This window comes from Nocardia sp. IFM 10818, from assembly GCF_054655275.1.
Genome location: NZ_BAAHJH010000001.1, coordinates 3,647,612 through 3,668,873, shown reverse-complemented (window position 1 = coordinate 3,668,873; position 21,262 = coordinate 3,647,612). Strand labels below are relative to the sequence as shown.

Below are 21,262 nucleotides of genomic sequence, written 5' to 3'. Positions count from 1 at the left end.
TTGGGTAAGCTGAGCCGACTCAGACAATTCCGTTTCGGCGCAACGGATTTCTACACCATAAAGGGTTGACAAAGCGCCCTGAAAGGCCAGGCCGGACAGGGGTGTGGTGGTGTCACCGGAATCAATAGCGCAATTGCTCGGCAGGTCGTGCCGAAGGCTCGAGCGCTGCGGGTTCATGCCCGAGGATCGAGGCACGCGCACGAGGAGGTAGTTCCGAACAGGATCCGATCGCAACTCCTACGCGAAGCCGATGTGGATTTGCACAACGATCCCTCTCGGATTCTCGTACGACAGCACAGGATTCATGGTTACTGAACAGTATTGTTCCGATCTTGAACTGTCAACAGTTCGGTTAACCACGAGATCGCGACCCCCGCCGAGCACCGCCGACGGACGCAGCCGACGCGGTTATAACCAGTCCGGCCGACTCGACGGATCACCTCACGGTGCACGAATCTCCTTCAGCTCCAATGCGAAATCTCATGTCCCTAGGCCTGATTCGACCACGACAGATAGTCCTTCAAACTACGACGCACCGCGAGCCCCGCGCTATCGGACACATGCCCTATACCATGCCCGATTTCCACCCGATCGCAGCTCCCCCGCCACGACACCGACATCTCCGATAACGGTGCTCTATGTTTGCCGAACGAGTTCCACCGAACTCACGCCCGCGGCGGGCACAGCGATCGGAGTGTCGGCCACGACGGGTGGCCCGATTGGGTGGCGAGCCACGGTTCGACCAGCCCGTCGAGGTGGCGCGGAGCGAGTTGATAATGGATCACGGCCGTGCCGGAGGGCGGCCTGCAAGGATACGGCTCCGCCGAAGTCGTGCGCGATCGATGGTTCGCCCGTTCCATTCGAACTTTCTCGGTCAGCTCCATACCCGGTCCTGGGATCCACCGTCCCCGCTCACCCCCAGCGCGGACCGGCCGCGAGGGAGGTAGCCTGGAGCGCAGGTTTGCCAACCAGTTGCCCAATCTCCGCGGTAAACGCGAGAAAGGATGGGAGCCATGAAGCGAGCCATACTGAAGATCGCGACAGCAGCGGTCCTGCCCCTAGCGGCATTCTCGATTCCCGCCGGTCCAGCCTCCGCAGACCCGCTCTACTTCGAGCCGGCCCAGGTCAACGGCCCCGAGCCCGGGTGTTCCGGCAAGGTCACCGCCGAACTGTCGGCCAGCCAGGGCCAACAGGCTCGCGAGTTCGCGAACTTCATCGACAGCACCGCCAGGGTCTCGGTGAACTTCACCCCCGACACCAACCCTGTCGGCTCGATGTCCGCGACCCCCGGCGGCAACTGCGAAATCTCCACCACCGTCACCATGCGCAACCTGGACACCGGCGCCAGCAAAACCGAAACCCGCACCACCCAATACGACGGCCACTACGGCTGGCACGCCGCCTTCTTCACCCTCGACGGCTCGGGCCGTGTTGCCGTCCAGGTCAGCACCAACCCCAACCCCGCCGAACTGATCATCGACGTCCCTGCCCCGTTCTGACGCTATTGTCGACGACGCCATCGGCCCAGGCGCGCAAGAGATCTCCCACCGGCTGATGCGTGAGACCGATGGTGCGCGCCACCGCGTCGGCGGCGCTGGTGTCGTAGCGGTCGCCGGTGATGAATGCCAGTGATTCCGGGTCGGCGTTGGTCAGGGCGCGGGGCAGCAGGCGCAGGATGGGCACCGGAATGCTGAAGCGCGGGGCGCGGACACCCAGGTGGTCCGCGATCAGTCGCACCAGATCGGGCAGGTCGGGGGTGGCGGGGTCGAGCAGGGTGTAGGCCTGCCCCGCGGCCTCCGGCAGCGCCGGAACCGCAGCCAGAAACCTTGCCACATAGTCGATTCCGACAACCGGAACAAAAGTATCCCGCCGCCCCGGCAGCGCGGGCAATGCACCCCGCCACAGCTGCTCGACCAGATCGGCGAGCCCGAAATACTGGCCGGGCCCGAGCACCGACGCCGGGTTCGCAATGGTCAGCGGTACACCCAGTTCGGCGGCCAGTGCGCGCACCGCCGGATCGGCCTCGGTCTTGGACGCCTCGTACGCGCCGGAACGGTAGTCGCCCGTGGATCCGCCGCCGACCGTGACGCGATAGCCGCTGATATGAACGAGCCGCCGCAGCCCGGGTTGTGCGCTCGCCCAGCGCACGACCTCGAGCGCACCGGTGAGGTTGACCCGTTGTGCCTGTTCGGCACTCAGCCCGAACTTCATCAGCGCGGCGGTGTTGTAGACATCGCGGATGCCGTCGAAGTCCTCCGCGAGTCCGAGGTTCGGTTGCGTGATATCGGCGTCCACGATCCTCACCTTGCTCCGGTCCACATCCTGATCGGCGAGCCAGGAGGCGAGACGGTCCCGGCCGCCCTCGCGCACGGCGGCAATGACGCGGCGCCCGTCGCGCAGCAGTTCGGCGACGAGCGAGCGGCCGATGAATCCGGCGGCGCCGAAAACGATCGAATCAGCGTGGTTCACAACATCCTACTTTCAGTAGACCGATTTACATATTCTGTGGACAAACGAAGGGGCCGCCGCACGACGGCCCGATTTCAGACCAGGGTCGAGATGGTGTCGGAGATCCGCCGCAGCGGAGCCCGATCGCGATGGGTCCGGCTCAGAATCATCCCGCCCTCGATCAACGCCAGCGCCGCCGTCGCCAACCGTTCAGGTTCCGCATGACCGTAGTCGCTCAACCGACGCCGCAGTATCGCCTCCCACTGCCCGTACGCCGCCGAACAAGCCTGCTGCACAATGTCATTCGACGAGGCCGCATCCAACGCCACCCCCGCGATCGGGCACCCCGCGGTCCACCCCGACCGCTCGAGCCGCTCACCGAGCAGATCAACCAACTCCTCCAGGAACCCCCGCGCATCAGCGGCCTGCACGGACCCGATCACCGCGCCGATCTCCGCACCGGCCTCCGCGATAGCCTCCGCAATAAGCTGATCCTTCCCCCCGGGAAAGTGAAAGTACAGCGAACCCCGCGGCGCCGCACCAACTTCCAGCACCTGATTGAGCCCGGTGCCGTAATACCCCCGCGACTCGACCAGCGACCGCGCCGCCGCAACCAGCCGCCCCCGCGTCTCAGCACCCTTCGTTCCCATGCCGAGAATAGTAGACCGGTCGTCATATTATCTGCAACCGCATTGGATGCCCCCGCGATCGAACCAGCCCTCCCCAAGGGGCGTGCCGCGCCTTCTCTCGGTTTTTGGAACCCTGTTGGCGGGCACCTGCGTGCTTATCCCGGGTGACGGCAACTCGAAGGCGACGACGTGGGGCAGTCCATTTCCAGCCGACAACGCGGCCCATTCGGCCACCACAGCGACGCATGATGGCGCAACCGCTCCGCGGCAAGTGCATACGAACGGTGGATGTCCACGCGCGCATCGAGATGGTCCTGCGGCATCTCCCCACCGAATCAATCGTTACGACCACAATCAGTTCGACGCTGTCCATGAACCCTCCGACTCGGCGAGATGCCGTGGGCCGAAGGCACGCACTAGTGTCTCTCGGAGTTGACGGGGTAGGCGGGTGCGGGAGAGTCGGTCTGCATCCGATGCTGCCAGGAGCAGTCATGGCCGGAGTCGATGGGAGCGGTTCGATCGTGTCCGGGGTGCTGGAACGGTCCACGGCAATCGAGAAGCGGGATTTGCGATGAAGCGTCTTGTCATGCTGGTCATTTCGGCGGTGTTCGGTCTGGTCGGCTGTTCCTCGATCTCGGTCACTGCTACCCCGCCGTCGAAGTACAACGGAGTCGAGTTGTGCGACCGCTTCCGCAGCTTCCTCAGCAGCAAACTGCTGATCACCGATGCGTACGCGGACAGCCCCATCGGCACCGAGGAAGGGGGCATCGTCGGCTGGTCGACCAGTTGCAATGGCCGGCACACCGGAGGCAAGTTGATCGGAGTGTTGCAAGTACACAATCCTCGAACGGCTGAGCCGCTCGAGGTCCCTTCCTACCTCCTGCCCCTGGCGGGTTTCGAAGGGAAGGCATGGACGGGTGCCCCACTGCCGTATTGGACCGAGATCTATGTCCAGGATGGAACCTGGTCAGCTGCGATGCGTTTCGTGAAGGACAGCCCCCACCAGGAGCTACTCGAGGCCGATGACGTGCAGGCGGCGGCCGAGTTCCTGGTTCAGGTCGCACACGACTTGCAGGACTGATCCGCGCAGTCGGCGTGGACGGCGACCGGCGGTTGTAGCCCTCGGATCGGGCGCCCTGCGCTGCGGTGAGGGCGATCGGCAGCAATCCGGACCGTGGGTATGCAGCGATCACAGTCGGCAGAAACACGGGGGATTTTCCATGGCGCAAGCGGGCTGGTACGCCGATCCAACGGGAACCGGCGGCGACAGATGGTGGGACGGATCTGTATGGACGGTCGATGTAGTGGGCAGCCGGGTGCGCATGCAACCGTCGGGACGGCCGCAGACCGAGGCACTTCACGTGGACACCGACATCCCCAACGCCCTGCTGATCCCCTCCCTGCACGCCCAGCTTGCGCAACGCCGGTGACAGCGTGAACCGTATCCGTTGCGTGGCCGACAAGCTCGCTCCACAGGATGCACAATGCGTGACCGGCTCGGGCAATCCGTACCGGCGCCGGTGATCGAAGATACTCACCTGCGGACGCTGGGTTCGCCGACTGCGGAGCCCGGTCCGGTGCAATCCGCACGAGGTGAACACCATTGGTTTGACGCCATCGAGGTTCGGGTGGGTGATCGCCTCAGGTCGGCGAGTTGCCCATTTTGGGGATTGTGCCGCTGTCGATTTGAACGATCGTGTTCCGTCAGAGCAAGATCGTGAGCGTCTTGTTCGTAAAGTGTTCTCCGAGGGGATGTTCGATGTCGTTTGTGCTCAGGTCCATGACGATCGCCGCGGCGGCCGCAACGCTGGTCATGGTTGGCGGTTCGGTGGCGGCGGCCGAGCGCGGACCGGATGGCAAGTACTACGGCTCGATCGCCTATGCCGACAACGGAAGCTGGGGAGTCGCCTCGAACTACCCGACCCAGGACCTCGCCAATCGCGCCGCGATCAACAAATGTGGCGGTACACGCAACTGCTCGACGAAGCTCGAATGGACCGCCGGGTGCGCGGCGCTGACCATGGGCAACGACGGCCCGGCCTTCAAGGGCCTCGGGGTGGGTGCCACCCCCGAGGAAGCGGAGGAGAAGGCGTTCGCCGATCTGCACCGCTCCACCATCCTCCCGCCCGTGGGCAGCGCGGCCGGCATGCACGACGAAGGCCATCTCGTCACGACCCAATGCAACGGCTGACGCGCGTACCGACCGAAGCTCGAGGCATTATCTCGAAACAATGCATGCAGTGAGGCGGGGATGAAGAAGCAAACCGATGTCACGGGACTGTTGCTGGCGGCGTTCACGGTGCTGTTCGGGATCGGTTTGATCGCGCCCGCGATCGGCGGAACATCCAGTGTTGCAGGACACCTGGGGTGGGCGGTGATCCTCGTAGGTCGGTGACCCTGCGCTGCGGACCGAAGACTCCTCGATATGCTCCCCGAGTTCCGTGCTCGAAGTTGCTGTGCCGGAACAGCAGTTCGGGTGCACCGCAGCCGATTTTCGCAAGCACCCCGGGCTTCCCGTAGGCTTGCCGCCGCAGCGAAGGGCGACCGCCGAGGGGGCGTTGGGTGAAGCGGGTGTGGGCCGTGGCCGCGGCGGTTGGGGCCGGGTTGATTGTGGGCGGTGCATGCCTGGCGGTTTACAGTCGCTTCTTCGCCTCGACCGTGGCCCTCGAGAACGTCTGGGTCGGCTGTGCGAGCAACGAGATCAAGAGTTGTGGCGCGGAGGCGTCGGGGGTGGCCGATAGTTTCGCCACCGCGGCGGTGGTGCTCGGTGGCCTGCTGCTGACCACGGTGGCGCTCATCGGTGTCCGGCTCGTGCGGCGCTGGGAAACCTCCCGCGGCACGATCTTGCTGGTTGCCGCCGCCGTGCTGGGTTGCCTGCTGGTTCTGCCGGACATGGCGTTCAACAATCGATTACCCGAGGCATACCAGCAGATCCGGTTCGAGTATCCCTGGTTCGAACGTTTGCCTACCGCGGTGGCGGCATGTCTGCTGCTGGTGGTGGGCACGATGTTGGGCGTGCGCGTCGGTGTCCAGCCCGAGCGGATGCGCGACCTGCGCACCTGGGTCGTGGCTCTGTCGAGCGTGGTCGGGCTGCTGATATCGGCCGGCATCGCGGCCACCTCGATCACAGCGGGCGATGACCGCCGAAATATCGACCACGTCACCGCATCCGCGGTCGGGCCCGCGGCGGTGCCGGATCGTCTCGGCACCGAGAAATATCGTCTGAGCCTGCCGTCCTCCGGTGCCTTCGTGGCGGCGGGCGCTGGGTTCGTCAGCGCCACCTGGGAGGGATTGACCGGATATGACGGCGCCTCCGGTGAGCCCCGGTGGCATTATCGGCGCACTGGCGCCGAACACGATGGCGAATACGGGATCACCTTATCTGCCGAGACGCTGCGCGCACGCGATGACGGGCGCGTCGTGCTGGCGGAGTGGAGCCGCGGCGGTTGGACCGCACTCGATGCGACAACCGGTGAACTGTTGTGGCAGACATCGGATTTCAGCCGAGACCTCGGCGAAAGGGACGATCGCAGATACCGTCACGTGCCCAGCATCGCGCCCAGTCGAGGTCCACTGGTGCTGGCGTCCGAGGACAGGATCGCGGGTTACGACGCCCGCACCGGGGCGCGGCAATGGTCCACGGAGACGAGCGTGCCCGACTGCTGGGGCACGATGCAACGGGTCACCGTCACCGACCGGGCCGTCTATCGGGTGGACGACTGCGCCAACGACACCGAATTCTGGATACAGGCAACGATTCTGGATCCGCGCACCGGTGCGCGGATCGGCTCGCGTGAACTGGGGCGATCGGCTCGTCCTGCAGACCGCGGTTCCCGGAGCACCACCCTCACGGGATACGGGAACTCGGTTGGGATCGACTGGGACTGGGAAGGCCAAACCGGGATGGTCACCCTCGGCGCGCCGGAACAGCTTGCCACCGCCCGTGTTACTGCGCGATCGGGTTACTCCGTGAAGACCGCCGATCCGAACGGTCAGGATGCGATAGTCCGCGATCCCACTGTGCCGCCAGCGGATCCCGGCCGATACACCGTGGTATCCCTCGAGACCGGTGCGGTGAAATACCCGCTCCCCGGCATGGAAGGTGCGCTGTACGACTCGATGTTCCTGTCAGCGGAAGTGGTGGAGCAGGCGCTCTACCTCGGCCCCGACGGCGACGCCCGACCCGAGGTCCGGGCGTGGAGCCGCGCCGACGGCAGTCTCGTACAGAGCATCCCCTACGACCACCCTGACCAGGTGTGCGACGAATCCTGGCTGATGGCAGCCCCTGGAGCGGTGCTCGTGGCCTGCTCCGGAAAGAAGAAGGTCGAACTCATCGGCTTCGCATCCAGCCCGTAGCCACGAACGTGTCCAACACGCCTACGGGGAGCCCAACTGCTCCAGCCGCTATCCCGGTGGGGCAATTCAGACGATGAGCAGGCAATTCTCACGTTTTGTCCCGACGGCGCCACGTGGGCGATCCCGCATTCGAATACCTCCGCAACCTCGCGGGTCTCGCCCGGATACCCACCGATCGTCGGCTAATCACAAACGTTCCAGCCGGCGCGTGCGGCGGGAGATGTTTCGGTCAACGTTGGGCGGAGCGGTTCGCGTCGGCGGCGGACCGGCTGGGGTGCGCGCGCAGTGCGCCCGAATGGGCTGTGGCGGTGGGGTCGCGGCGGGTTTTGACGAGGCTTGCGACGGTGACGACGGCGAGCACGGTGATGATCACGGCGAGGCTGAGCGGAGTGGGGATCTCGGGGATTCGCTCGTCGATGTCGGTGTGGGCCCAGTGCAGGATGAGTTTGACGCCGATGAACGCCAGGATCAGCGCGAGTCCCGCGGACAGATACACCAGGCGGTCGAGCAAACCCTTGACGAGGAAGAACAGGGCCCGCAGGCCGAGCAGCGCGAAAGCGTTGGCGGTGAAGACGATATACGGCTGGTCGGTGACGCCGAAGACGGCGGGGATGGAATCCATGGCGAAGAGCACGTCGACGCTGCCGATGGCGAGCAGGACAACGAGCAGCGGGGTGACCATTCGCCGTCCCTCGACGCGGGCGGTGAGCCGGCCGCCGACGTAGTCGCCGGTGATGGGCAGCATCCGGCGGGCCGCCTTGACCACGACATTGCCCTCGATGTCGGGGTCCTCGTCGCGGTGGCGGAACAGCTGCACGGCCGTGTAGATCAGCAGCACGCCGAACAGCAGGAACACGAACGAGAACAGCGCCAGCAATGTCGCCCCGAGCGCGATGAAGATCGCACGCATGATCAGGGCGAGCACGATGCCGAAGGTGAGCACCTTGTGCTGGTGTGCCTCCGGCACGGCGAAGGTGGTCATGATGATCACGAAGACGAACAGGTTGTCGACCGACAGACTCTTCTCGACCAGGTAACCCGCGAAGTACTCGGTGCCCAGCTCACCGCCGAAGCGCGTAGCGAACCAGACACCGAAGCCGAGTGCGACAGCGATGTAGAACACCGACCAGACAGTCGCCTCGGCGAACCCGACCCGATGCGGGCGCGCCGCGGCGAGGGCAAGATCGACCGCCAGCAGTCCGACGATCACGCCGATGGTGAAAACCCAAGTGAGGCTGCTGATATGGGTCATTCGTCCTCCGATCAGAACGCGAGCGTCAACACGGCGCCGAAGTGCACCGGCGTCAGCAGCCCGCACATCGCACCCGTCACCCACGCGGTACCCGATATCCGCCCGATCACCCTCACGACGGACTCGCCGCGCCGGCCACGCGCGCTCTCGCCACCACCGTGGGCACCGGAATCGGCTCGCGCCGTCGACAGAGCACGGCAGTGGCTACAGAGCACGGCAGTGGCTGCGCGGTGTGCCGACGCTCGTTCCGCTGCCTGCGCACCGGTTGACCTGAATGACCCGGTGGCCCGGGAGTTCGATCGCGTCGAGGACGCCGACCGGCGGGCAGCGGCACACGCGCGCCACCGTGCCGTTCTGGCGCGACTGCCCATAACCCGCGTCATTGCGTGAGGTGGTTGGCCGAGTCGGTCTGTAGCACGCGGACCAGGCGCGGGAAACTGCGCGTTTGCTCGCTCCGGTCGGGGATGTGTGGTGCGTGGGTCGTGCACAGGATGGTCGTATCAGACCGACATCCCGGCGACGAGGGAAGGCATTGTGGTTCGAATTCACCTGCGCGCCAGCGCTGATCGCTGTTCGGGGGATATTCGGCCGGGCAGGACCGGTCGGCGATGAACGAGCTGGGGACGACCGTGTGCATCGCCGGTGGTGGTCCTGCCGGAATGATGCTGGGGCTGTTGCTGGCTCGTGCGGGGATCGAGGTCGTCGTCCTGGAGAAGCATGCCGACTTCCTGCGTGACTTCCGCGGGGACACCGTGCATCCCGCCACTCTCGACATCCTGGACGATATCGGGCTCGGGGCGGATTTTCATGCGCTGCCCCATCAGCGCGTCTCGACCATCGGGGTGGTTCAGGGCGGTAGGCGCGTCGATATCGCGGATTTCCGGATGCTGAAGGTGCGTCATCCGTATATGGCGTTCGTGCCGCAGTGGGACTTCCTCACCTTGCTGGCCCGGGCGGCGGAACGGTATCCGACGTTCCGGCTCATCATGAACGCCGAAGTCGTGGATGTGGTGCGCGCGGGCGGTCGCGTCGCGGGGGTGCGGGTGCGGGGTCCCGGTGGGGAGTTCGTGGTGCGGTCCACGCTGACCGTGGGAGCCGACGGCCGCCACTCGGCGCTGCGACGGGCAATGGGCATGGCTCCCAAGGACTTCGCCAGCGCGCTGGATGTGATCTTCTTCCGGATTTCGCGCCGGGACACCGATCCGGACGAGGGCATCTGCGTGCGGATCGGGAACGGCAGGGTCTTCGGCGCCACCGACCGCGGCACGTACTGGCAGATGTCCTACGAGACCAGCCGAGGCGCCTTCGAACACTTGAGCGGCACCGATTTATCGCAATTCCGCGCGGATCTGGCGGAACTGGTGCCGTTTCTGGCCGACCGGGTCGACGAGATCCGCGGCATCGGCGATCTCAGTCCGCTCGAATGCCGGATCGACCGGCTCCCGGCCTGGCACCGGCCGGGGATCCTGTTCATCGGCGATGCGGCGCACGCCATGTCCCCGGTCGCCGGATTCGGCGTCAACCTGGCCGTTCAGGATGCCGTCGCGGCGGCGAACACGCTGTGGCGGCCGCTGTACCAGGCTCAGGAGTACGGCGCGGCATTCGATCACGAGATCCTGGCCGCGGTCCGGCGCCGGCGCGTGGCCGCCACCGCGCTGTCGCAGGGCCTGCAACGCCTGGTGCAGCGATTCGGGATCGACGGCGCCCTGCGCGAGGGCGGAAAACCAAGAGCCCCGGTGATTTTCGAGCGCGTACCAATTCTGCGGAAGGCCATGAGCCGGATCATCGGCACCGGATTCCGGCCCGAACACGTCCGCACACCGCACATGGGAAAGGAAGACATAGGTGTTGGAGAAAGTAGTGATCGTCGGCGGCGGGACGTCGGGATGGATGACGGCGTCGTACCTCTGCGCCGCATTCGGCGACCGGATCTCGGTGACCCTGGTCGAGTCGGAAAGCGTCGGCAGGATCGGCGTCGGTGAGGCGACGTTCAGCACCGTCCGGCACTTCTTCGAATACCTCGGCCTCGCCGAATCCGATTGGATGCCCGCCTGCAATGCCACCTACAAGCTGGGCATCCGCTTCGAGAACTGGCGCGAACCGGGCCACCACTTCTATCACCCGTTCGAACGGCAGCGCGTGGTGGACGGATTCAGCCTGACCGACTGGTGGCTGCACGACCCCCGGACCACCCGGTTCGACAGCGACTGCTTCCTCGTCGGAACCCTGTGCGACAACCAGAAATCCCCGCGTTACCTGAATGGTGCGCTGTTCGAGGAACAGATCGCCGAGCAGGGCCTGCACCGCACCACCCTCACCGAGCAGCGCACCCAGTTCCCCTACGCCTACCACTTCGACGCCGGCCTGCTGGCCGACTTCCTGCGCGATTACGCGGTGCGTCGCGGCGTCCGGCACATAGTCGACGACGTGGTCCACGTCGAACGCGACGATCGCGGCTGGATCGGTTCGGTACGCACCCGCGGGCACGGTGAGCTGACCGGTGATCTGTTCATCGACTGCACCGGATTCCGCAGCCTGCTGCTGCAGAACACACTGGGCGAACCGTTCGAGTCCTATCAGGACAGCCTGCCCAACGACCGCGCGGTCGCGCTCCGGGTGCCCGTCGACATGCACCGGGCCGGGCTGCGGCCCTACACCACCGCGACCGCGCAGGACGCGGGCTGGATCTGGACCATCCCGCTGTTCGGCCGCATCGGAACCGGTTACGTCTATTCCGGCGACTACTGCGACGCCGACGAGGCCGAGCGCACGCTGCGCGCCTTCGTCGGCCCGGCCGCGGATGACCTGGAGGCCAACCACATTCGCATGCGAATCGGCCGCAGCCGGCGATCCTGGGTCGGCAACTGCGTGGCCGTGGGACTGTCCAGCGGTTTCGTCGAACCGCTGGAATCGACCGGAATCTTCTTCATCCAGCACGCGATCGAACAGCTGGTCAAGCACTTCCCCGACCCGACCTGGGACGAGACCCTGCGCGACTCCTACAACCGGCTGGTGGCCCGGTGCATGGACGGCGTCCGCGAATTCCTGGTGCTGCACTACTACGGCGCGGCGCGCGCGGACAACGACTACTGGCGCGATACCAAGCGGCGCGAGATCCCGGGCGAACTCGCCGAGCGGATCGAGCGCTGGCGCACCAAGCTGCCCGATTCGGAATCGGTGTACCCGTACTACCACGGCTTCGAGCCCTACTCGTACGTGTGCATGCTGCTCGGCCTCGGCGGCATCCGATTGCAGGCGTCACCGGCCCTGCGCCTGCTCGACGACCGGCCCGCCCGGCGCGAGTTCGACCGGGTGGCCGCGCAGGCGCGCAGCCTCCGGGAGTCGCTGCCCACTCAGCACGAGTACTTCGCCCAATTCCACTGAGCTCGAATCCCACCGAGCCCGAGTTCCATTGAGGGAGCGACGATGACCGAACTGCTGCGCGCTGCCGGGCGCCACGAGGCGGCGGCGCTCGGCGACGCCGTCACCCCGGCGGGCTTCCGAGATGCGATGTCCCGCTTTCCCACCGGCGTGACGGTGCTGACCAGCCGGGCCGCGGACGGCACGCCGCGCGGCCTGACCTGTTCCTCGCTGTGCAGCGTGGCGCTGCACCCGCCGACGCTGCTGGTCTGCGTGCGCCGCGGCAGCCCCGCCCTGCACGCCATGCTGGAGCGGGGCGCCTTCGCCGTGAACCTGCTGCACCGCGGCGCACACCGGACCGCGGACCTGTTCGCCTCCGGTGCGCCGGATCGTTTCGACCGGGTGACCTGGCAATTCGAGCCCGGGCACGGCGGCCCGCATTTGGTCGAGGCCGCGCATACGATCGCCGACTGCCGCATCGCGTCCCGGCGCGATGTCGGCGACCATGCGGTGATCTTCGGCGAGGTCTTCGCGACCACCCGGCTCTGCGACCGCGAGCCCCTGCTCTACGGACTGCGACGGTATGCGGAATGGCCTTCGGGGAATAGCTGAAGATGTCCGAGTCAACCTTCAGCAATCTCTCAGCGTCGGCTGTTTGAATCGACAACGACGGCCACCGATCAGCCCGGCCGCACCGTTTCGAGAGAGAGCCGACATTGCGCGAGAGTCATGAATTCCTAGACTACGGTTGACGTTTCGAACCGAGCGCCGCCCTCGCCGCCCCGATCGCATTTCATTTTCCGAGACTCGTGAACGTCACGGTATAAAGCGCAATCATGGCCACCGGCAAGCGGCCGGCGCGCACTCCTTCGCGAATTTCCGAAATTACATTTCGCGAAATCTCGCGCCCCTGAAATTGCGTATCTCGTGACAATGATCGAGGGATCACCCCATGACGAATACGAGGCCGGTATCGAACCGGCCGCTACCGCTGCGCGGGCGCACCGCCCAGGTGGAGCGGATCGCCGGCGCCCTGAGCACCGCGGCGGGCACCCGCCGCGGCCGGATCATCCTGCTGGAATCGCCCGCGGGCAGCGGTAAGACCCGGTTGCTGCGGGAGGCGATGGCCCTGGCCGAGCGGCGCGGTTTCGCCGTGGTGGACGGATGGGAGGACCGACTGCCGCACAGCGCGCCCGCCGAATCGCGGCCACCGAGCACCTGCAGGCCGATCGCGCGCGGACCGCGCCCGCCCGGCCCGGACCGCGAGGGACGGAGCAGACCCGCCGGGCTCTGGGAGAACCGGCTCATCACCCTGCTCGATCGAGGTCCCGTCCTGATCGCCCTCGACGACCTGCACTGGCTGGACGCGTCCGCGCTAGTGGAACTCGCCGCGCTCGCCATCCGGCTCGACGAGCATCCGCTGGTGTGGTTCTGCACCATCCGCTCCGGTCACCCGCACGGCGCCGCGGCCGCCGTACTGGACGCTCTGGGCCGGCACGAGCGCACCGAATGGCTGGAACCTCTCGGCGCATTGCCCGCGGCGACGGTGGCCGAGATCGCCGCGGATCTGCTCGACGCCACACCGCATCCGGATCTCCTGGCCCTGGCCGAATGTCTGGACACCGATGTCCGGGCCCTGGTCGACCTGTGCCACGGCCTGCGCCGGGACAAGGCGATCGAGATCGAAGGCGGTGTCGCCCGGCTGACCGACGGCGGCCATGCCCCCGCCGCCGCGGTCCACGCCGAACCCGCGCCCATCCCCCGGCGCTTCCAGTCGCTGATGGATCAGCGCCTGGGCACGCTGTCCGAGCCGACCCGCCGCATGCTGCGGGTGGCCGCCGTGCTCGGCAGCTGCTTCACGCCCCGGGATCTGTCGGACATGCTCGCCGAACCGCCCGCGGCCCTGTTGCAGCCCTTGGCGGAGGCGCTCAACGAAGGCATCCTGGTCAGCCGGTCCGAGGATTTCACCTTCCGCCGCGACCCCATCTGGCGTGCGGTCCTGGCGGGCGTTCCGCCGCCGATGCTGTCGCTGCTGCATCGCCAGGCCGCGACCATCCTGCTCGCCAGGGAGGGCGCGAGCACCGAGGAGGCCGCCGCTCATCTCGTGCACTGCGCCCGGCCGGATGACGCCGAGGCCATCGAAACCATCACCCGCACAGCGCATCAGCTGCTCGAGGCCGCTCCCGACGAGGCGGCCACGCTGGCGGTGCGCGGTATGGAGATCGCCGAGCGTGGCGGGCCGGACCACCTCGCCATGGCCTCGACGGCCATGACCGCGCTGGTGCGCTGCGGCAGCCTGGATCGCGCCGCCGAGATCGCCGGGCAGATCGTCTGGCAGACGCCCAATGGCACCGGTATCAGCGGCCAGACCGCGCAGGCGGGGCTGGCCACGATCAATCTGCTGCGCGGCGATCTGGAGGAGGCGCTGAAACTCACCTCCCGGGTCTGCTCCTGCGGTGATCTGGTGTGCGGCGGCGTCTGTATCCAGCTGGTCCGGCTCAGCGCCGCGCTGTTCACCGGTGACGAGGCCACCGGCCAAGCGGCCGAGGACATTCTGGCCGCGCCCGAGAACCAGTGCGAGGATGTCGCCGCCGCGGCCTTCGTGGTGCGCGCGGTGTCACTGTGGGATGGCGGGCGCATCGACGAGGCCTTCCACGCGGTCGAGCAGGCAGCCGGACGGTCCAACGACGTGGTGCGGGCGTATCCGTTGTGGCAGCAGGCGTGGATGTTGATGCGGCTGCACCGATTCGACGAAGCCGATACGGCGATCGCGACTCTGACCACCCTCATCGAATCGAGCCGGACCGAGGTGCTGGCCGCCATACCGCCGGCCCTGCGGGCCTGGGTGCGGCTCGGCCGGGGCGATCTGGCGGGCGCCGAGGCCGATGCGACCGACGCCCTGGATCGCTGCCACGAGACGCGCATGGCGCTGCCATTGCCCGCGCTCCACGCGGTTCTCGCGCTGACGGCGTTGCGCCGGGGCGATCTGGGGACGGCGCAGGAACGGGTCCGGGCGCTCGAGCACACGGTGCCCCGCAACGAGAAGCATCCGCTGTGGATCATGCGCTGCCGGGTGGCGGCGTTCGTGGCCGCGGCCTCCGGGGAGAACGAATCGGCGCTGCGAATGCTGTTGGAAGCGGGCGATGTTCGTACCCTGGTGCGGTCGGATCCGGTGGGCACGCCGTCGTCCGTGCGGCTGCTGCTCGCCGCCGGACGCGAGGACGTCGCCGGTGACGTGGTGCGGGAGACCGAGTCGATCGGCGCGGCCAATCCCGGACACACCGTCCTCACCAGGGCGGCGAATCACGCACGGGCCCTGCTGAATCGGGACGGATCCGCCATCGCCGCACTGGCCGACGACTACGCCGATCCGTGGGTGCGGGCGACCGCTTTGGAGGACTGCGGCGTGCTGTTGTGCGAGTCCGACCGGGAATCCGCTGTCGCCCAGCTCATCCGGGCCTCCACGGCCTATCAGGACATCGGCGCGGACCGGGACACCGCCCGGGTGCGGCGACGGCTGCGGCGGCTCGGGGTCCGGCGACGCCATTGGAATCACGCGCCGCGCCCGGAATCCGGGTGGGAGAGCCTGACCAGCACCGAGGAGAAGGTGGCGCGCCTGGTGGCGCGCGGCCTGACCAATCGGCTGGTGGCCCGGGAATTGTTCATCTCGCCGCATACCGTGGGTTTCCATCTCCGCCAGATCTATCGCAAGCTGGATGTCAATTCGCGGGTGGATCTGGCCCGGCTCGCGCCGTGAGCCGGGGCCGCCGCTGCCCTCGGCGTCACCGCGCCGTCGGCAGCGGTTCGGCCTCGGCGCGGCCGGAATCCACCGGTGCCAGAATCCATTCGATGGATTCGCGAATGACCGGTGCGCGCCATTCCCGTCGCTGGGTGTCGCCGATCTCGACCAGCCGATGCGGGCACAGCAGCGCCGCGGCGGCGGTGCGCGAGGAGTCGACCGGCACCGGCGTCGGGCCCGCGCCGTGCACGATGAGCACCGGCGCGGTGATCGCCTCGAGCACGCCGCGCGGCTGCAACCAGAACACCTCGTTGAGCATGGCGCGGCCGAGCACGTACGCGGGCGCGTGGTCGAGGCGGCCGGTGCCGCGCAGCACGGCGGCCGCGTCCGGATCGAGACGGCCGTCCGACCACATCGGGGACTCGTCCACGAACTGCCGCTGGTAGTCGATCAGCGGGTTGATCAGAACGAGCCGGTCGATCCGGGACCCGCGCCGGGCCGCATAGCCCGCCGCGACTCCGCCGGTGAGCCCGGAGGCGAACAGCGTGAGCCGCGCGCCCGGCAGCAGGGTGCGCAGATCACGCAGTCCGGCATCGACCACATTGAGCAGACCGGACAGGGTGAGCTCCTCCGGCCGCCCCTCGCTCTCGCCGTGGCCGGGCAGGTCGAAACGCAGGCTGCCGATGCCCGCCGCCGCGAATTCGGCCGCCAGCCTGGGGAAGAAGCCGCCGTGGTCGCGGTCGGCGCCTTCGCCGTGCAGTAGCAGAACGGCGTGCTCCCCTGCGCCGGAGGTGACGACCGCCGTGCCCGCGAGCCGCAGGCCGTCGTAAGTGGTCATGCTCCTTGCCATTTCGCCGGCGGCCGCGCCGCCGCGATTCCCGTGCTCGGTCATCCCGTTCTCCTCCCTGGTGCGATGCCCAGTATCGCTCCGGGTTCGCCGCCCGGACCGGTGGCGCGACGATCCCGCCGACTCGTGCGGTGTGCGCCGAAATCGGCTCGGGGCTACCGGGAGTCGCGTCGCCGAAACCCACCTGCCGCTTCCGATAGCGCGGGATGTGCGGACCATTTGCCCGAAACGAGCATGGAGGCCGAGTCGTCACCCGAGGCGAGGAGGAGCGAGCGCAGATGGATCTGCTACCGGAGGAATGCCGTACCGCGGCAAGAGCCGTGCGGCCCAAACACGTCACCGTGATCGGTGCGGGAGTCGCGGGCTTGACCGCAGCGCACGAGCTGGAGCGGCTCGGGCACCGGGTCCGGGTGCTGGAGGCGCGCCTCGGCCTGGGTGGGCGGCTGCGCACCCACGCTTTCACCCCGCACGGCAGCGGGCCGATCGCGGAGCTGGGCGCGATGCGCATTCCGGCGGCGCACCACCGGACCATGCGCATGATCGATCAGCTCGGCCTGGCCGACCGGGTCCGGCAGTTCCGCACGCTGTTCTCCGACAATGCCGCCTACGTGGAGACTCCCGCCGGTCATGCCCGCGTGCTCGCCGCATCGCCGATCCTGGTGGAGGAGTTCCGCAAGGCCATACCACCGGACCGCGACTGCCGTGCGGAGACGCTGCTGTGCGCGGCCTGGCTTGCGGCCAGTGTGAATGCCATTGCGCCCGCGAAGTTCCGGTGCACCCTGGAAGCCGATCTGAATGTGGAGCTGCTGGACCTGCTGGAGCGAATCGACGTGCGGCCGTTCATCGTCCGGCACGGCGCCGATGAGCGCATCGACCTGAACCGCTTCTTCGCCAATCACCGGGATTTCGCCGCGACGAGCCGCCTACAGCACTTCTTCGACGACGTCATCACGGAGACGTCCTCGGCGCTGTTCCGGCTGGAGGGCGGGATCGACCAGATCGCGCTGCGGCTGGCGGAACGGCTGCGCGGGCCGGTGCATCGCGGCCGTCGGGTGGAGGGCCTGCACGTCACGCCCGACGGCGTCCTGGTGCGGCAGCGGCACGGCCTGACCACCGTGACCGCCCACTGCGATTACGTGCTGTGCACGGTGCCGTTCTCGGTGGTCCGGGGTATGGAGCTGTCCGGGTTGACCGCCGACAAGACCGCGGTGATCCACGATATGCAGTACTGGCCGGCGACCAAGATCGCCGTGCACTGCCGGGAGGCCTTCTGGGAGCAGGACGGAATCACCGGCGGCGGCTCGTTCACCGGCGGCCTCGTGCGCCAGACCTACTACCCGCCGGTGGAGAACGATCCGCGTCTGGGCGCGGCCCTGCTGGCCAGCTACACCATCGGTCCGGATGCCGAACTGCTGGACCGGATTCCGGCGCGGGAGCGGGTCGCCACGGTGCTGACGGAGTTGCGCGCCATCCACCCGGAACTGGCCCGGCCGGGCATGGTGCTCGACACGGTGGTGCAGGCGTGGGGCGAGGATCCGCTGAGCCGGGGCGCGGCCTCGGTGCGCTGGAGCAAGGATGTCGACACCGCCGAGGCGGAACGCGCGCTCGCCGCCGCGCCGCAGGGGCGGCTGTTCTTCGCCGGGGAGCACTGTTCCACGGCTCCGGCGTGGATCGAGGGCGCCATCGAATCGGGCCTGGCCGCCGCGGCTGCTGTCGACGCCTGCGCCCCACCGGCGATCACGGTGTCGGTCAACGGATTCCAGCACGTTTCCGGTGGCGCCGCATGAGGGCGCGCAGGGTCGAGAGCACCGACGTCCTCATTGTCGGCGGCGGTCCGACCGGACTGGCCATGGCGCTCGAACTCCGCTCGCGGGGTGTGGAGTTCGTGCTGGTGGAAGCCGGTGACGGTGCGCTGTCGCATCCGCGGGTGAGCGGAATCGGGCCGCGCTCGATGGAATACTTCCGGCGCTGGGGCGTCGCGGACCGGATTCGGCAGGCGGGCTGGCCGGGCGACCATCCGCTGGACTGCGCCTGGGTCACCCGGATCGGCGGGCACGAGCTGTTCCGCCTGCCGCGGTTCACCATGGACACCCGCCCGGAGTTCCGGCACACGCCCGAACCCGACGCCGTCTGCCCGCAGCACTGGCTCGCGCCCCTGCTGCGCGAGGAGCTCGGCGTGGCGCCGGACGGTCCGGTGCGCATGCGCGTCCGCCTGGACAGATTCGATCAGGATGAGGACGGAATCCACGCGCACACAACCGATGTGGCCACCGGCGCCGAGACGCTCGTGCACGCGAGCTATCTCATCGCCTGCGACGGCACCTCATCGGCCATCCGGCACGGCTGCGGCATTCCCGCACCGGCGTTGCACGAGACCCAGGTCTTCCGCAACATTCTGTTCCGCGCACCGCGGCTGCGCGCCGAACTGGGCGAACACGCCGCGGGTTTCTACTATCTGATGATCTCCTCCGCGCTGCGCTTCCCGGTGCGGGCACTGGACGGTCGCGAACTCTATCGCCTGACCGTGGGGCTGCACGGCGATCCGGAATCCACGGCCGACGCCGAGACGCTGGTGCGCCGGGCCATCGCCTTCGACACCCCGACGGAGGTGATCTCGGACAATGAATGGCATCTCGTGCATCGCGTGGCCGAGGATTTCCGTCGCGACCGGGTTTTCCTGGTCGGTGACGCGGCCCATTCGCTCTCGCCGTCGGGCGGGTTCGGCATGAATATCGGCATCTGCGGCGCCGCCAATCTGGGATGGAAGCTCGCCGCCGCCTTGGACGGCTGGGCGGGCCCGCAGCTGCTGGACAGCTATACGACCGAGCGGCGGCCCATCGCCATGGAGGGCATCGAGGAGGCGAACCGGAATCTGGTGCGCGCCATGCGGCGCCGAGTGCCCGGGGAACTGGACGAGGATTCCGCGGCGGGAGAGCAGGCCCGCAAACGCGTCCGGGAGTTGCTCGGAAAGTCCGGGGTGGAACGGGAATTCGATGCCCCCGAGATCCATCTCGGTTTCGCCTACCCGGATTCGCCACTGGTGCTGCCCGATCCCGACGTGCGCGCATCCGATGTCGCGGACCGGCGGCCCAATACGCGTCCGGGCTCACGCGCACCGCACGCCTGGATCGCACCGGGAGTCTCCACCTTGGATCTCTTCGGCGCGGGCTTCGTCCTGCTGTGCTTCACCGGCTCCGAGCGGATTCCCCGGTTGGAGGCGGCCTTCCGCGCGCGCGACGTGCCGTTGCACATCGTGCCGTGCACCGTGCCCGGCGTCGCCGCCGCCTACGAGCGCCTGTTCGTGCTCGTCCGCCCGGATGGTCATGTGGGCTGGCGTGGTGACGAATTACCCACGAACCCAGAACAACTCGCGGACCGAGTGCGCGGCGCGATCGGGGTGGCGAGGTGACCGTGACGACCGAGAGCACACTCCCGCCCTTCGGCCTGACCGGCTGGGCCGCGGCGGATATCGCGAATCCCTATCCGGTCTACCGGCGTTACCGGGAAGCCGCCCCTGTCCACCGCGCGCAGGACGGCACGCATTACGTATTCGGCTATGACGCGGTGACCACCCTGCTGGCCGCGCGGGACTTCGGACGCCGTGCGCACACGGCCGACGGCGCGGCCCGCCCGCTGGTGCCCGACCGATTCGCCGCATTGCGGACCATGGTCGAGAACTGGCTCGTTTTCCTGGATCCGCCGCGGCACACCGCACTTCGCTCGGCACTGAGCCGGGAGTTCTCGCCGACGGTGGTGACGAATCTGCGCGGCCGGATCACCGAGATCGCCGCGGCGCTGCTCGATGACATCGCCGCGGCCGCCGAATTCGATTTCGTGCGCGCCTTCGCCGCGCCGCTGCCGATCCTGGTCATCTGTGAACTGCTGGGGGTGCCCGCCGAGCGCTGGGACTGGCTGCGCGAGCGTGCGGTCGCCATTCAGGGGGCCAGCAGCAGCCGGGCCGGAGGCCGGGCGGACACCCTGGCGGCCGCAGACGCCGCAGCGCACGACCTCCGCGACTATTTCCTGTCCGTGGCGGCCCAGCGCCGCGCCGCGCCGCGGGATGATCTGATTTCGCTGCTGCTGCGCTGCGATGGCCTGTCCGATGACGAATTCGCCGCGACCTGTGTGCATTTGATGACGGCCGGGCACGAAACCACCACGAACGCGCTCGGGAAGGCGGTGCTCACCCTGGCCGCGCACCCGGATGCGGCGGCCCGCCTGCGCGCCGCACCGCGCCTGCACGCACGCGCCGTCGACGAGTTGATCCGATTCGACGGGCCCGTCCAGGCGGTGACCCGCTGGGCGCAGCACGATCTGGTGCTGGCCGGACAGCGCATCCCCCGGGGCGCCAAAATGGTGGCCATGCTCGGCGCCGCCAATCGCGATCCGGCCCGCTTCGCCGAGCCGGACGCCTTCCTGCCGGCGCGGCCCACCGCCGGTCACCTCGGATTCGGTCGCGGCATTCACTACTGCCTGGGCGCGACGCTGGCGCGGACCGAGCTCGAGATCGGCCTCGGCCTGCTGCTGCCGATCCTGGACCGATGCACGGTGGCGGCCGTGGAATACCCGCACGACATGGTTTTCCACGGCCCCGAACTGCTCCGGCTCCGCCGCGCGTGACCGGCTGCGGT

Annotated in this window: 17 protein-coding genes; 13 read left to right on the top strand and 4 right to left on the bottom strand. The window is 67.9% G+C overall.

Annotated elements, in window-relative coordinates; all coding sequences use genetic code 11:
• Nucleotides 1-1,013 precede the first annotated feature (1,013 nt).
• On the top strand, nt 1,014-1,499 hold the full coding sequence (locus ACYQ5L_RS16795; RefSeq protein ID WP_459958634.1) for a hypothetical protein: 486 nt from the start codon (nt 1,014-1,016) through the stop codon (nt 1,497-1,499).
• Here ACYQ5L_RS16795 and ACYQ5L_RS16790 read toward each other — a convergent pair.
• Together ACYQ5L_RS16790 and ACYQ5L_RS16785 are read right to left on the bottom strand one after the other, a co-directional pair.
• Nucleotides 1,474-2,469: an SDR family oxidoreductase gene (locus tag ACYQ5L_RS16790; RefSeq protein WP_459958633.1), complete on the bottom strand. Its 996-nt coding sequence runs from the start codon at nt 2,467-2,469 to the stop codon at nt 1,474-1,476. The genes ACYQ5L_RS16795 and ACYQ5L_RS16790 overlap by 26 nt on opposite strands.
• A gap of 74 nt (nt 2,470-2,543) precedes the next feature.
• Nucleotides 2,544-3,098, bottom strand: coding sequence for a TetR/AcrR family transcriptional regulator (locus ACYQ5L_RS16785; RefSeq protein WP_459958632.1), 555 nt, complete (start codon nt 3,096-3,098; stop codon nt 2,544-2,546).
• A gap of 550 nt (nt 3,099-3,648) precedes the next feature.
• On the opposite strand from ACYQ5L_RS16785, the gene ACYQ5L_RS16780 reads away from it, so the two are divergent.
• The 5 genes from ACYQ5L_RS16780 to ACYQ5L_RS16760 all read left to right on the top strand — a co-directional run bounded on the left by ACYQ5L_RS16780 (nt 3,649) and on the right by ACYQ5L_RS16760 (nt 7,433).
• Nucleotides 3,649-4,158: a hypothetical protein gene (locus ACYQ5L_RS16780; protein WP_459958631.1), complete on the top strand. Its 510-nt coding sequence runs from the start codon at nt 3,649-3,651 to the stop codon at nt 4,156-4,158.
• Nucleotides 4,100-4,507, top strand: coding sequence for a DUF2510 domain-containing protein (locus ACYQ5L_RS16775; protein ID WP_459958630.1), 408 nt, complete (start codon nt 4,100-4,102; stop codon nt 4,505-4,507). Before ACYQ5L_RS16780 ends, ACYQ5L_RS16775 begins: the two co-directional genes overlap by 59 nt.
• 350 nt (nt 4,508-4,857) lie before the next feature.
• Nucleotides 4,858-5,268 (top strand): DUF4189 domain-containing protein, encoded by a 411-nt coding sequence (locus tag ACYQ5L_RS16770; protein WP_459958629.1) that lies wholly within the window; start codon nt 4,858-4,860, stop codon nt 5,266-5,268.
• Between the two features lie 60 nt (nt 5,269-5,328).
• On the top strand, nt 5,329-5,472 hold the full coding sequence (locus ACYQ5L_RS16765) for a hypothetical protein (protein WP_459958628.1): 144 nt from the start codon (nt 5,329-5,331) through the stop codon (nt 5,470-5,472).
• Nucleotides 5,473-5,639: 167 nt separating this feature from the next.
• Nucleotides 5,640-7,433 carry an outer membrane protein assembly factor BamB family protein gene (locus ACYQ5L_RS16760; protein WP_459958627.1) on the top strand — a complete coding sequence of 598 codons (1,794 nt, stop codon included), beginning with the start codon at nt 5,640-5,642 and terminating at the stop codon, nt 7,431-7,433.
• A gap of 229 nt (nt 7,434-7,662) precedes the next feature.
• On the opposite strand, the gene ACYQ5L_RS16755 is transcribed toward ACYQ5L_RS16760, so the two are convergent.
• Nucleotides 7,663-8,685, bottom strand: coding sequence for a TerC family protein (locus tag ACYQ5L_RS16755; protein WP_459958626.1), 1,023 nt, complete (start codon nt 8,683-8,685; stop codon nt 7,663-7,665).
• A gap of 608 nt (nt 8,686-9,293) precedes the next feature.
• Here ACYQ5L_RS16755 and ACYQ5L_RS16750 point away from each other — a divergent pair.
• The 4 genes from ACYQ5L_RS16750 (at nt 9,294) to ACYQ5L_RS16735 (ending at nt 15,802) form a co-directional block, all read left to right on the top strand.
• Nucleotides 9,294-10,667 (top strand): FAD-dependent oxidoreductase, encoded by a 1,374-nt coding sequence (locus tag ACYQ5L_RS16750; RefSeq protein WP_459958625.1) that lies wholly within the window; start codon nt 9,294-9,296, stop codon nt 10,665-10,667.
• Nucleotides 10,576-12,069, top strand: coding sequence for a tryptophan halogenase family protein (locus tag ACYQ5L_RS16745; protein ID WP_459963444.1), 1,494 nt, complete (start codon nt 10,576-10,578; stop codon nt 12,067-12,069). The genes ACYQ5L_RS16750 and ACYQ5L_RS16745 overlap by 92 nt, the downstream gene beginning before the upstream one ends.
• A gap of 42 nt (nt 12,070-12,111) precedes the next feature.
• The gene (locus ACYQ5L_RS16740; protein WP_459958624.1) at nt 12,112-12,657 is read left to right on the top strand and encodes a flavin reductase family protein; all 546 of its coding nucleotides are present in this window, start codon (nt 12,112-12,114) and stop codon (nt 12,655-12,657) included.
• Between the two features lie 340 nt (nt 12,658-12,997).
• A complete protein-coding gene (locus ACYQ5L_RS16735) occupies nt 12,998-15,802 on the top strand; it encodes a helix-turn-helix transcriptional regulator (protein WP_459958623.1) in 2,805 nt (934 codons plus the stop codon).
• A gap of 25 nt (nt 15,803-15,827) precedes the next feature.
• Here ACYQ5L_RS16735 and ACYQ5L_RS16730 read toward each other — a convergent pair whose 3' ends face one another.
• Entirely contained in the window at nt 15,828-16,676 is an 849-nt protein-coding gene (locus tag ACYQ5L_RS16730) for an alpha/beta hydrolase (RefSeq protein WP_459958622.1), read from the bottom strand.
• A 233-nt stretch (nt 16,677-16,909) separates the two neighbouring features.
• Here ACYQ5L_RS16730 and ACYQ5L_RS16725 point away from each other — a divergent pair, with 233 nt between their 5' ends.
• The 3 genes from ACYQ5L_RS16725 to ACYQ5L_RS16715 are packed head-to-tail and all read left to right on the top strand — an operon-like array spanning nt 16,910 to nt 21,251.
• Nucleotides 16,910-18,418 (top strand): flavin monoamine oxidase family protein, encoded by a 1,509-nt coding sequence (locus tag ACYQ5L_RS16725; protein WP_459958621.1) that lies wholly within the window; start codon nt 16,910-16,912, stop codon nt 18,416-18,418.
• Nucleotides 18,415-20,040 carry an FAD-dependent monooxygenase gene (locus ACYQ5L_RS16720; RefSeq protein ID WP_459958620.1) on the top strand — a complete coding sequence of 542 codons (1,626 nt, stop codon included), beginning with the start codon at nt 18,415-18,417 and terminating at the stop codon, nt 20,038-20,040. The genes ACYQ5L_RS16725 and ACYQ5L_RS16720 overlap by 4 nt, the downstream gene beginning before the upstream one ends.
• The gene (locus ACYQ5L_RS16715; RefSeq protein ID WP_459958619.1) at nt 20,037-21,251 is read left to right on the top strand and encodes a cytochrome P450; all 1,215 of its coding nucleotides are present in this window, start codon (nt 20,037-20,039) and stop codon (nt 21,249-21,251) included. The genes ACYQ5L_RS16720 and ACYQ5L_RS16715 overlap by 4 nt, the downstream gene beginning before the upstream one ends.
• The last annotated feature ends 11 nt before the right edge of the window (nt 21,252-21,262 follow it).